This window comes from Turicibacter sp. HGF1 (genome assembly GCF_000191865.1).
Lineage (GTDB): Bacteria > Bacillota_I > Bacilli_A > MOL361 > Turicibacteraceae > Turicibacter > Turicibacter sanguinis.
This window is the reverse complement of the sequence record NZ_AEXQ01000020.1, coordinates 1-13,380: the sequence shown is the minus strand read 5'-3', so window position 1 is coordinate 13,380 and position 13,380 is coordinate 1. Positions and strand designations below refer to the sequence as shown.

The window sequence follows — 13,380 nt, the reverse complement described above, 5'->3', positions numbered from 1 at the left end:
TTACATTGATTAAAATGAAAAAAGTATTTAATTTAATATAGATGGTGATAGTGCAATGAAAATGTTAGAAGAGAAGGTTTTTAGAGACCCTGTATATGGATATGTTCATGTTTATGATAAGTTAATCTGGGATTTAATTCAAACAAAAGAGGTTCAACGCTTACGCCGTATTAAACAATTAGGTGGAACGTATATGGTTTTCCATACTGCAGAACATAGTCGTTTTTCACACTCTCTAGGTGTTTATGAAATGGCAAGACAAATGATTCGTGCTTTATTTCATCGTGAAATTGAGCTAGATGAAGAAGAACGTTTATTAATTTTGTCTGCTGCTCTACTGCATGATTTAGGACATGGACCTTTTTCGCATTCTTTTGAATCAGTGTTTGAAGTTCGACATGAGGTGTTTACTGAGCGTATTATTATGGAAAATACGGAAGTTAATGCAGTTCTTGAAAATTATCAGCCTGGATTTGCGAAAAAAGTTAGAGATGTTATTAATAAGACTTATCCAAATCCACTCGTTATCAATATCATTTCTAGTCAACTTGATGCAGACCGTTTAGATTATTTATTAAGAGATGCTTATTTTACTGGAGCACCTTATGGAGAGATTGATGTTGATCGTATTTTAAGAACAATGCGAGTGGTTAATAATAAAATTGTCTATAAAGTTTCAGGAATGCATGCGATTGAAGATTATTTAATGAGTCGTTATCAAATGTATTGGCAAGTCTATTTACATTCAACAGGGCGTAGTTTTGATTTAATTATTCAAAATATGCTTTGTCGTGTTCGAGAATTAATTGAATCAGATTATGAATTTAAAAAACCAATTGATGATTTGAGAAATCTATTTTTACAAGCAGAACCATCGATTGAAACGTATTTAAAATTTGATGATTCAACTATTCAGTATTATGCTGCACAATTTACTGAAGAAGATGATGCTATTTTACGTGATTTCGCCGATCGTTTTATGAGTCGTCGATTATTTAAGGAAGTTCACTATATTCCAAGTGAGCAATCGCACGATAAATTAGAAAATATAAAAAATTATATGATTGAATTAGGAATTGACCCAAATTATTATTTACTAACTGACCATAGTATGAAGACGCCTTATGATTATTATGGACACAAAACAAATTGTTTACCAGATTGCATTGAATTACTGATGCGTGATGGTTCAATTCAAGAAATTTCAGAGGTATCAACGATTATTAAAGGAATTATTGCAGTTAAAGCAAAACAAGAACATAAAATCTATTTTCCATTAGATTTAATCGAAAAGTGTGAGAACTGTGATGCAAAGATTAAAATTCTTGAATTATTATATGAAAATGTTCGAGATGAAGGTAGACAGAGATAGAAGTAGAGGCTAAAATATGTTATTTAAAGAAGTAATTGTAGTAGAAGGGCGCGACGATACACGTCGATTAAAAGAGATTTTTCCCGATATAGAGACAATTGAGACAAATGGCTCAGCGATTGATAAACCTACTTTAGAACGCATTAAAATTTTAAATGAGACGCGAGGAGTTATCGTTTTTACTGATCCTGATTTTCCAGGAAATAAAATTAGACAGGCAGTCACTGAGGTTGTTCCTGAATGTAAACATGCTTATTTAAAAAAACAAGATGCAATCGCTAAAAATGGAAGTGGTGTTGGAGTAGAACACGCCTCTAATGAGGCAATCAAAGCAGCGCTTGAAAATTTATTAACTGCAAGTAAAACAATTGTAGAGGAAATTGAAATGCAGTTTTTAATTGAAAATCAACTCATTGGACATGCTAATAGTTCATCTCTTCGTGAGCACCTAAGCGATGTTTTAGGGATTGGATATGTTAATGGGAAACAACTGCAAAAACGTTTAATGATGTTTGGTATTTCGAAGGAACAAGTCATTGAAGCGTTATCTAAAAAGTAAGAGGAGTATTAAATTATGAGAGATATTGCAACAAAGTCTAATACAAAAGAAATTATTGAAAAACACGGTTTTACCTTTAAAAAAAGCTTTGGACAAAACTTTTTAACAGATACCAATATTTTAAATAAAATTGTGAATGCAGCCGATTTAAATGATGAGGTTGGGGTTATCGAAATTGGTCCTGGTATCGGAGCCTTGACAGAATTTATTGCGCGTAAAGCGAAAAAAGTAGTGGCTTATGAAATTGACCCACGATTAATTCCCATCTTAGCAGAAACATTGGCCCCTTATGATAACGTTAAAGTCATTCACCAAGATATTTTAAAGGCAGATGTTGCGTCAATGATCGAAGAAGAATTTAAAGACGTTAAACATATTGCCGTTGTAGCAAATTTACCATACTATATTACAACACCAATTTTAATGGGCTTAATTGAAAAGAAATTACCGATTGATTGGTATGTTACAATGATGCAAAAGGAAGTAGCAGAGCGTTTATCAGCGAATCCTGGTTCAAAAGATTACAATGCTTTATCAATTGCTGTTCAATATTATACGGAAGCTAAAATTGCTTTAAATGTACCGAAAACAGTCTTCATTCCAGCACCAAATGTAGATAGCTCAGTTGTTAAATTAACAAAGCGTGAGCAACCAGCGGTAGCCGTTGAAAATGAAGATTTCTTCTTAGAAATTGTTCATGCAGCATTTAAACAACGTCGTAAAACAATTCAAAATAACTTAAATCAACACTTTAATGACTTAGCGAAGGAAGATGTGACTAAGTTATTAGAAGAGGCGGGAATTGTACCTAGCCGCCGTGGTGAAACTTTAACGATTGAAGAGTTCGGACATTTATCAAACGTATTTTATAAACACATTCACTCACTATAAAAAAATGAGCATCAGACCATTTTTAGGTTTGATGCTCATTTTCTTTATAAAGATTAGGTTTTTGTACCCAAATCATGACTTAGACATATAATAATGTGAGGTGATGATATGAGTGACGTGGTGAAAGTTGGAGACATTGTGGGAAGACGTTCTTATAATTCAGATACCATGTTTAGGATTGAAGAAATTCATGGAGATATAGCCTATTTGAAGGGAATTTTCTTTCGACTAACTGCTGATGCTCCTATTAGTGATTTAGAGATTATTTCGCGAGAAGAGTATCAACGTGCTGAACAAATAGAATTTGATCAATACCGGACGATTTTACCCCCTGTTATGAGTCAAATGCGGAGCTATGATAATGGGGATTTTTATATCAGCGGTCGTATCTTACACATTGATGGAGATGAAGAATATTTACAAAAAAGTATAAAATTATATAAATATGCAAAAGTTTATGCCCAAGCCTTTGCAATACCGGAAAAAGAAATGGGAGTTCGAGTTCCCGAACTTGTTAAAAAATTAAGACCTAATATCGTTGTGATAACAGGCCATGATGCGTTAGAAGATAAAGAACATGAGGAAGACTTGAATTCTTATCGTAGTTCGAAATACTTTGTTGAAACAGTTAATGCTTTACGTGAAATTGAACCTTCTTTGGATTATCTAATCGTTATTGCAGGAGCTTGTCAATCACATTTTGAAGCATTAATCGGCTCAGGAGCAAATTTTGCTTCTTCACCAAAGCGAATTAATATTCATGCGTTAGACCCTGCTATTATTGCATCAACAGTAGCGTTAACTCCTTATGAAGAAGAAGTGGATTTAAGAGAGGCAATTGAAAAAACAATTGCTAAAATAGCAGGTATCGGGGGCTTGCAAACTAAAGGTACTCTCCGCTATGGGATTAGAAAAGTTTAAAAATATTTTATTTTATCATTCTTAATACATAATTTCAAGTCTTTAGCGCATAATAATATTGAAAAAATTTTCTTTTTATGGTATGCTTTATAATGGAAAGGGCGTGATGTTTTTGGCTAATAATATAGTGAATATTCGTCAAGAGTTAAGTGAACAAGTAGGTAAGGAAGTTAAATTAACTGCCTATGAAAGTCGTAACCGTGTGATTGAACACACAGGTGTTTTATCAAGTACGTATCCTTCTATTTTTGTAATTGATTTAGATAATGACCGCGATTCGGTTGATCGTGTTTCTTATAGCTATATTGATATTTTAACTGGATCGGTAGAATTAAAATTTAATTAATATTAAAAAAAAGTAGTCAACATAGTTTACTACTTTTTTTGTATAATAAAATAAATTCCTGTGATAAAATAAAGTCATAACGATTGGAGGAATGGCTATGGTGACAATTAAAGCTCCAGCAAAAATTAACTTAGCACTAGATACGCTTTATAAACGTGAAGATAACTATCATGAAGTTGAGATGGTTATGACAACTGTTGATTTAGCCGACTATATTACAGTCACTCCCCTTGAAAAAAATGAAATCAAAATCAAATCAAATGAATTCGCAATGCCTTTAAATGAAAAGAATTTAGCTTATCAAGCAGCAAAGTTATTTAAAGAACATTTTAATATAGATAAAGGGGTTGAAATCTATATTAAAAAACGTATTCCTGTTGCTGCGGGATTAGCGGGTGGTAGTAGCAATGCTGCGGCAACCTTAAAAGCATTAAAAGAATTGTGGCAAGTAGATTGTACAATTGATGAGTTAGCAGAACTTGGGGCAAAACTTGGATCTGATGTGCCATTTTGTGTGTACGGCGGAACAGCTTTAGCGACAGGACGTGGAGAAAAAATTCAACAAATTCCATCACCACCAAAATGTTGGGTTATTTTAATTAAACCACGTATTGGGGTTTCAACAAAAGAAGTTTATGAAGCATTAGATGCTAAAAATGTTGAGCATTTAGATATTGAGGGAATGTTAGAGTGCATCAATGAAAAAGATTATCAAGGAATTTGCACAAGACTTGGAAACTCATTGGAATCTGTAACATTTGAACGTTATCCAGTTGTTGCGGAAATTAAGAATAAATTGGTTCAATTTGGGGCTGATGCTGTTTTAATGAGTGGAAGTGGACCAACAGTGTTTGCATTAGTGCGTAAAGAATATAAATTAAGACGTATTATAAATAGTATTAATGGATGTTTCCGTGAACATGAGGTTCATGCTGTTAGATTAATTGGATAGTGATAAAAATTCAAAAAAAGACATTTTATGTAAAATAAAATGTCTTTTTTTCGTTAAGGACACGTTTTTTAAGATGTTTAATGTTACAATAAAAGGGTATTTGTAGGCAAAAGATATGGGTTTTGATGAATGATGCCATTAAATTGTATAAAACTGTAAAAAATGACGTAGAACACAAAAAGAACATAAAAGTGCTTACAATACATGGTATAGTTATCTCGGAGAAAGTAATGACGATTAGGAGGATGAGAGAAATGAATATTACGGATGTAAGAATTCGCAAAGTAGAAACAGACAACAGAATGAAAGCTATCGCATCAATTACTTTAGACGATTGTTTCGTCATTCATGATTTACGAGTGATCCAAGGGGATGAACACTTGTTTGTGGCGATGCCAAGTCGTAAAACATCAACGGGGGAATTTAAGGATATTGCACATCCAATCAACCACGAAACACGTCAAGAATTAGAGCAATTCGTTATTAAAGCTTATGAAGCTACAGAATAATTTCTGTATAAGTGAAAATTAGGGGAGTTTTATTAAGCAAGATACTACTCAATAATTTATTATTGATGAATATTTATATAATTAAACTTCACGAAAAAGCATCAAAAAGCCCATAAATCTTAACATAGATTTATGGGCTTTTGTCGTCAGTTGGATATAAATTAAAACACGCACAAAACACGAAATATGTTATACTAGGAGTATTGAAAATAAATCATTGGAGGGATCATTTTATGAATAAATATGCGGTTGTTTTAGCAGCAGGAAAAGGGACGCGTATGAAGTCGAGTTTACATAAAGTTTTACATCCTGTATTAGGAAAATCAATGGTCGATCATGCAGTTACTAATTTACAAAAAATTGGTGTTGAAAAAATTGTTACCGTTATTGGTTATGAAGCAGATTCAGTACGTGCTGAATTAAAAGATCGTGTTGAGTATGCGATGCAAACTGAACAATTAGGAACAGGTCATGCTGTAATGATGACAAAAGATCAACTAGAAGGATTAGAAGGTGTAACAATTGTAACGTATGGGGACGTTCCATTGTTAACGGAACAAACGATTGCTAACTTATTTGATTATCATCAACAACAAGAAGCAGCTATTACTATTTTAACTGCTAAAGCTGAAGATCCAACAGGATATGGACGTATTATTCGTGATGAAGCAGGAAATGTTTTACGAATTGTTGAGCAAAAAGATGCAAATGCAGAGGAGTTATTAGTTCAAGAAATTAATACTGGTGTTTGCTGTTATGATAATAAAGTATTATTTGAAGCTTTAACTAAAATTACAAATAATAACTCTCAAGGTGAGTATTATTTAACGGATTTAGTTGGAATTATTCGTGACATGGGATTAAAAGTTGTTGCTTATGTAAATGAAGATTTTGAAGAAACGTTAGGTGTAAATGATCGTGTTCAATTAGCGTATGCAGAAAAAGTACTTCGTAAACGAATCAATGAACAACATATGCGTAACGGTGTTTCAATTATTGATCCAGAAGCGACTTATATTGGCACTGATGTTGTGATTGGACAAGATGTTGTGATTTATCCAGGAACAATTATCTCTGGAAATACAGTAATTGGTGCTAATACAGTAATCGGTGCAAATTCACAAATTATTAATTCAAAAATTGGGGAAAATACAACTGTGAATGCTTCTGTTATTTCAGATTCTGTTATCGGTGATCATACAACAGTAGGACCATTTGCTCACATTCGTATGCATGCTGAGATTGGTAATCAAGCACGTATCGGTAATTTCGTAGAAATTAAGAAATCTGTGTTTAAAGATGGAGCAAAATCGGCACACTTAAGTTATATTGGTGATGCAGAACTTGGTGAGAATGTCAATATGGGTTGCGGATCAATTACTGTAAACTATGATGGTAAAAACAAACATAAAACAGTGATTGGTGCAAATACAATGGTTGGATGTAACGTAAACTTAGTAGCACCTGTTACGATTGAACCAAATGCTTATTTAGCAGCTGGATCAACAATTAATCAGGATGTACCTGCAGATGGATTTGCAATTGCTCGTCCAAAACAAGTAACAAAAGAAGGTTACGCTAACAAAATTCGTCAGAAACTGTAATAAATTTCGTTTTTTTACCAATAAGGCATGAAACATCCGTCGAAATAATTGAAAAAAAACGATAAATTGTGTAAAATACTGTCTGAAGTGTGTTTATTCTAGGAGGTTAAATCATCATGGCAGAAATTAATCGTAAGAAGTTTAAAATTTTTAGTTTGAATGCTAATCGTGAGTTAGCACAAGAAATTGCAGACCGCATCGGTGTTCCATTATCAGACTGTACTTCAAATCGCTTCGCTGATGGAGAGGTTCAAGTCAATATTAATGAAACTGTTCGTGGGCATCATTGTTTTGTTGTTCAGCCAACACATGCGCCTGTTAACGAGAATTTAATGGAACTTTTAGTAATGATTGATGCGTTAAAACGTGCGTCAGCAAAAACTATCAACGTTATCATGCCTTATTACGGATATTCACGACAAGACCGTAAAGCTAAAGCTCGTCAACCAATTACAGCAAAATTAGTTGCTAACTTAATTGAGGCAGCTGGTGCAACTCGCGTTATGACGATGGACTTACATGCAACTCAAATTCAAGGATTCTTCGATATCCCAATTGATGATTTCCGTGCAATGCCAATCATTGCGAAGTATTTTATTGATAAAAAATTAGAAGATATTGTAGTTGTATCACCTGACCATGGTGGAGCAACTCGTGCTCGTACATTAGCTGAATATTTAAATGCACCAATCGCTATCATTGATAAACGTCGTCCAAAACCAAACGTAGCGGAAGTAATGGGCTTAATTGGTGAAGTAGATGGAAAACATGCTATCATCATTGATGACATGATCGATACTGCTGGAACAATCCAAATTGCAGCAAATGCTTTAAAAGAACGTGGAGCGTTATCTGTTTACGCAGCATGTACACACCCAATTCTGTCAGGGCCAGCTGTTGAGCGTATTGAAAACTCAGCTATCAAAGAATTAGTGACGACAAATACTATTAATCTGCCAAAAGAAAAACAAAGTCCTAAAATTACTCAATTATCAGTGGGTGAATTATTAGCCGAAGGTATTTTACATATCTTAAACGATGAGCCGGTATCAGACTTATTCGTTTATAACCGTGATTTATACAATTTCTAGTATTAAAGTAAAAAAGATATATTTTTCTTATAAAGGTTCAAACTATAGGAAGCTTTGATGTTTTATTTGAAATAATTGTAATATATTGAAAGTGATTGAAATACTAGGAAGAAATATTGGTAAATCATATGCGATTACTGTAAAATAGATATGTTATTTAAACTTTAGAGGTGAAGAAAATGAAATTGTTTGTAGGTCTCGGAAATCCGGGTTCAAAATACGAAAGAACGCGTCATAATGCTGGTTTTATGGTAATTGATGCATTAAGTAAAGAGTGGAATATTGAGTTAACTGATGAGAAAAAATTCAAAGGTCAGATTGGACGAGGAGTTGTAAAAGGTGAAAAGGTTATTTTATTAAAACCAACGACTTTTATGAACTTATCTGGAGAATCGGTACGTGCCGTCATGGATTTTTATGATATTGATATCGAAGATTTAGTGGTTATTTATGATGATTTAGATTTACCCCATGGAAAAATCCGCTTACGTTTAAAAGGTAGTGCAGGTGGTCATAACGGAATTAAATCGTTAATTGCTCACGTTAAAACTCAGGAGTTTAAACGTATTCGTGTAGGAATCGATCGCCATCCTAAAATTCCTGTTGTAGATTACGTGCTTGGCAAATTTACTGAAGATGAGTTAGCTCTTGTGAATCAAGCAATCGATTTAGCAGTTGGGGCTTGTACATTAGCATTAACTGATTCATTTAATAAAGTAATGACTGAATACAGTAAGTAATAGTGTTATTGATGGGAAAGTGGGTGTTAAAAATGAATGTTATGAATGATTACTTGTTAAAGTCAAACGAATTAGATTCGCTGATGAAGACACTTGAAGGGGAACAAAGAAATATTTTATTAAGTGGTGTGACATCATCATTTTATGGTCCGTTGTTACAAATGATTTATGAAAAACAACAACGTCCTGTTGTTATTTTAATGCAAAATTTATATCATGCTCAACGATTATATGATCAGTTATCAAATTTGATGGACGAGGGTTCAGTCCGTCTTTTTCCTATGGATGAATTTATTACAGCCGAGATGTTAGCTTCAAGTTCTGAACTTAGAATAGAACGTATGAATACGTTAGCTTCTATTCTTGAGAATGAAGTGAAGATTGTGATTACCCATGTAGCGGGAGCCACGCGCTTTTTAACGCCAAAATCAATATTTGAACAAGCAGAAATTATTCTAGAGTGTGGTCATGAATATGAATTAGATAAATTAAAGCGTAAATTAGTTGAGCTTGGTTATAATTCAGTACGTGCTGTTGAGAGGATGGGAGAGTTCAGTGTTCGTGGCGGAATCATAGATATTTTCCCGATGACTGAGGAAAATCCAATTCGTATTGAATTCTTTGATGATGAAGTGGATTCTATCCGTTATTTTTCAACTGAAACACAGCGTTCAATTCATCAAATTCAAAAAATTTCGATTCCGCCAACATATGAATTGGTATACTCAGATAAACAAGTAGAGGTATTTGAAGCACAGATTAAATCTCGTTTAAGTAAAACATTAAAATTATTAGATATTGAGACGCAAGATCAATTGCGTGAGAAGGTATTTAATGATATTGAGAATATTAAAAATCATAATAATCTCGAAATCATGCACAAATACATTTCATTACTTTATGAAAATCCAGATACCTTATTGTCGTATTTTACGAATCCATTGGTGATTTATATTGATTATAACCGCATTATTGAGAACCAAAATCATATGAATGAAGATGCACTTTCTTGGCAAGAAGGCGCAATTATTAATGGTAAAACAGTTGTTGATTTAAATTTATATCGCCCGATTACAGAAATTGAAGCTTCAACACAGTTATATCTACTTGAGCATACAAGCCAATTACAAGATGTTAAATTGACGGATACAGTCAAGATTTTAACAAAGAGTGTTTCAGAGTTTCATGGACAGTTGGAGTTTTTTGCTAAAGAGTGTAAACGATTAAAAGAGAATAAGAGTACTGTGTTTATTGCGGTATCAAGTGTAGAGAGTCGTAATAAATTGGCTAATTATCTAGAGGAATCAGGAATTATGGTTGCTATTCCAACTCAGCCTGATGAGGTTAGGGAAGGATCGATTCATATTATTTATGAGCCTCTTCCTCTTGGATTTGAATTGATTGACTCTAATATTGTCGTTTATACCGATTATGAAATTAATACTAAGCGTAAAAAGCAACCAACTTATAAAAGTTCATTTAAAGAAGGCAAGAAAATTAAAGATTTTAATGAACTTAAAATCGGTGATTATGTGGTTCATGTTCAACACGGAATCGGACAATATATTGGAATCGAGACGCTTGAAAGTAATGGAGCTAGAAAAGATTTCTTAATGATTGCTTATCGTGGAGATGATAAATTATACGTTCCTATCGATAAAATTCAGATGGTTCAAAAATATGTTGGTTCTGAAGGAGCAAAACCAAAGATTAATAAACTGGGAACATCTGAATGGGAAAAAACGAAAGCTAAAGTTAAGAAAACAGTAAAAGATATTGCAGACAAATTGATTAAAATTTATGCCCAACGTGAACATTTACCAGGATATGCTTTTTCAAAAGATACTATCGAACAACATGCATTTGAAAATGCATTTCCTTATGTTGAAACAGAAGATCAATTAAAGGCTGTTGCTGAAATTAAAGAAGATATGGAGCAACCTCATCCAATGGATAGATTATTAATTGGAGATGTTGGATATGGAAAAACTGAGGTAGCTATGCGTGCTGCATTTAAAGCCGTTATGGATGGGAAACAAGTTGCGTATTTAGCACCAACTACTATTTTAACAAAACAACACTATGAGTCATTTGTTTCTAGATTTAAGGATTTTCCGGTTAAAATTGGTCTATTAAACCGCTATGTCTCACTAAAAGAACAACAAGAATTGCTAACAAATATAAAAAGTGGTAAAATAGATATCGTTGTCGGAACTCATCGATTATTATCGAAAGATGTAAAATTCAAAGATTTAGGTCTTTTAATTATTGATGAGGAACAACGATTTGGAGTTGAACATAAAGAGAAAATCAAAGAGTTTAAAACTGAAGTTGACGTCTTAACGCTTACTGCAACGCCGATTCCAAGGACATTACAAATGTCGATGATTGGAATTAGAAGTTTATCGCTTATTGAAACCCCACCAATGAATCGCTATCCAGTGCAAACTTATGTACTTGAAGAACATGATGGGGTGATTCGTGATGCAATCGAACGTGAATTAGCTAGGGATGGACAAGTTTTTTATTTATATAACAGGGTTTCAGATATAGAAAAGCGTGCGGCACGAATTAAAAAATTAGTTCCGGATGCAATTGTTGAATATGCTCATGGCCAAATGAGTAAAGAGCAACTCGAACAAACGATGGCTGATTTTGAGGATAAAAAATTCAACGTTCTAGTCTGTACAACAATTATCGAAACAGGGATTGATATACCAAATGCTAATACTCTGATCATATCAGACTCTTATCGACTGGGGTTATCGCAACTTTATCAGTTACGAGGACGAGTGGGCCGAAGCGATCGTATTGCATATGCCTATTGCATGTATCCAAAGAATAAAGTATTAACAGAAAATGCTGAAAAAAGGTTACAAACCATTAAGGAATTTACTGAACTTGGTTCAGGATTTAAAATTGCAATGCGAGATTTAGCAATACGAGGTGCTGGAGATATGCTAGGAGCACAACAATATGGATTCATTGATACAGTTGGGTTAGATTTATACACTCAATTGTTAAGTGAAGCAGTTGTGCACGCAAGAGAAGGTAGCAACTTTGAAGTCGCTTCTTTTGAAATGCCAAAATTAGAATTTGACTTTCCAACGAAAGTTGACGCTTACATACCAGACTTTTACATTAGTGATGAATCAACTAAGATTGAGATTTATCAAAAAATTAAAAATATTAAAACCCAAACTGAATATGATGACATCATCGATGAGTTAATTGATCGCTTTGGTGATTTCCCAGATGATGTGAAATATTTAATTGATTTAACATTTTTAAAAAATTTAACTGAACCTTATCTTGTGAAAACAAAATCGACTAAAAATACGATAGAATTCATATTAAAGGAAGAAATTACACAAGATATTGATGGACAGAAATTATTTGAGGCTGTTCATCAAATTGGTTCTATGATTCGTTTAGCGTATAAAGAGAATAAAATAAATATTATTTTTGATTTACCAGTTGTAAAAAGACTTCAATGGTTTGAATACGCTTTGCAACTATTTACAAATTTCGAAAGATTCAAAAAAGATGTAAAAAAGGTATAATTTATTAAAAAAATAAAAACTAATGTTAGATAATTTGAAAGTGAGGTTTTGAGAAAGATGAAAGCAACAGGAGTTGTTCGTCGTATTGACGACTTAGGTCGTGTCGTAATCCCAAAAGAAATCCGTAGAACTATGCGTATTCGCGAAGGGGATTCATTAGAAATTTTCGTTAATCAATCAGGTGAAGTAGTATTAAAAAAATACTCTCCAATTGCTGATATTTCAGCTTTTGCACAACAATATGCAGATGCTATGCAAGCATCAACTAAAAAAGGTATTTTAATTGTAGATCGTGAAGATATTATTGCGGCTGCAGGGGACATCAAAAAACAATACTTAAATCGTCGTGTTAGCCGTCCATTAAGTGACATGATTGAAAATCGTACTTCTAAAATTGCTGAAGGTAAAGAAGTATTAGAAATCGTTGATGGTGAAACAACTGAACGTTCATTTGTTATGATTCCAATCATTTCTAATGGAGATAGCTTAGGAGCTGTTATCTTAGTTGGAACTGAAGAAGATGAATTAGTGAATGAACTAGACATCAATAGCGTTAAAATTGCTACAGCATTCTTAGGTAAATACCTAGAAGGTTAATAGGTTAGGGACTTATCCACAATCATGGATAAGTTCCTTTTTTTATACTAATAACTTTTCAATTTCAATTGATGTCAGACAAAAAAACTTAATTTGAGATAAGATTTTCTTACTTGGAAAAATTTTAATGCTATCCTGGCGAAGGAACATATAATGAATTTTCTGTGTAAAACTTATCCACAATTGAAGAATACAAGATTCATAAAAAAAGAGAACCATCTTTTTTGAAGGTTCT

Annotated in this window: 12 protein-coding genes; all 12 read left to right on the top strand. The window is 33.1% G+C overall.

Annotated features, from left to right (window positions below):
• The first annotated feature begins 55 nt into the window (after positions 1–55).
• The 12 genes from HMPREF9402_RS02045 (at position 56) to HMPREF9402_RS01990 (ending at position 13,145) form a co-directional block, all read left to right on the top strand.
• Complete coding sequence (locus tag HMPREF9402_RS02045) at positions 56–1,372, top strand: HD domain-containing protein (RefSeq protein ID WP_009606325.1); 1,317 nt, start codon at positions 56–58, stop codon at positions 1,370–1,372.
• A 16-nt stretch (positions 1,373–1,388) separates the two neighbouring features.
• Complete coding sequence (gene rnmV, locus HMPREF9402_RS02040) at positions 1,389–1,931, top strand: ribonuclease M5 (protein WP_006784942.1); 543 nt, start codon at positions 1,389–1,391, stop codon at positions 1,929–1,931.
• A 15-nt stretch (positions 1,932–1,946) separates the two neighbouring features.
• Complete coding sequence (gene rsmA / locus HMPREF9402_RS02035; protein ID WP_006784943.1) at positions 1,947–2,822, top strand: 16S rRNA (adenine(1518)-N(6)/adenine(1519)-N(6))-dimethyltransferase RsmA; 876 nt, start codon at positions 1,947–1,949, stop codon at positions 2,820–2,822.
• Positions 2,823–2,930: 108 nt separating this feature from the next.
• Positions 2,931–3,743 (top strand): sporulation peptidase YabG, encoded by an 813-nt coding sequence (gene yabG / locus HMPREF9402_RS02030; RefSeq protein ID WP_006784944.1) that lies wholly within the window; start codon positions 2,931–2,933, stop codon positions 3,741–3,743.
• Positions 3,744–3,849: 106 nt separating this feature from the next.
• Entirely contained in the window at positions 3,850–4,089 is a 240-nt protein-coding gene (locus HMPREF9402_RS02025; RefSeq protein WP_370454856.1) for a Veg family protein, read from the top strand.
• A gap of 97 nt (positions 4,090–4,186) precedes the next feature.
• Positions 4,187–5,041 (top strand): 4-(cytidine 5'-diphospho)-2-C-methyl-D-erythritol kinase, encoded by an 855-nt coding sequence (ispE, locus tag HMPREF9402_RS02020; protein WP_009606316.1) that lies wholly within the window; start codon positions 4,187–4,189, stop codon positions 5,039–5,041.
• Between the two features lie 254 nt (positions 5,042–5,295).
• Positions 5,296–5,550 (top strand): septation regulator SpoVG, encoded by a 255-nt coding sequence (gene spoVG / locus HMPREF9402_RS02015; RefSeq protein WP_006784947.1) that lies wholly within the window; start codon positions 5,296–5,298, stop codon positions 5,548–5,550.
• A gap of 233 nt (positions 5,551–5,783) precedes the next feature.
• Positions 5,784–7,154, top strand: a complete 1,371-nt coding sequence (glmU, locus tag HMPREF9402_RS02010) for a bifunctional UDP-N-acetylglucosamine diphosphorylase/glucosamine-1-phosphate N-acetyltransferase GlmU (protein ID WP_006784948.1) — start codon at positions 5,784–5,786, stop codon at positions 7,152–7,154.
• A gap of 116 nt (positions 7,155–7,270) precedes the next feature.
• Entirely contained in the window at positions 7,271–8,245 is a 975-nt protein-coding gene (locus HMPREF9402_RS02005; RefSeq protein ID WP_006784949.1) for a ribose-phosphate diphosphokinase, read from the top strand.
• Between the two features lie 179 nt (positions 8,246–8,424).
• A complete protein-coding gene (gene pth, locus HMPREF9402_RS02000) occupies positions 8,425–8,985 on the top strand; it encodes an aminoacyl-tRNA hydrolase (protein ID WP_006784950.1) in 561 nt (186 codons plus the stop codon).
• Positions 8,986–9,017: 32 nt separating this feature from the next.
• Positions 9,018–12,548, top strand: coding sequence for a transcription-repair coupling factor (gene mfd / locus HMPREF9402_RS01995; protein ID WP_009606320.1), 3,531 nt, complete (start codon positions 9,018–9,020; stop codon positions 12,546–12,548).
• Positions 12,549–12,605: 57 nt separating this feature from the next.
• Positions 12,606–13,145, top strand: a complete 540-nt coding sequence (locus HMPREF9402_RS01990) for a stage V sporulation T C-terminal domain-containing protein (protein WP_006784952.1) — start codon at positions 12,606–12,608, stop codon at positions 13,143–13,145.
• Positions 13,146–13,380 lie beyond the last annotated feature (235 nt).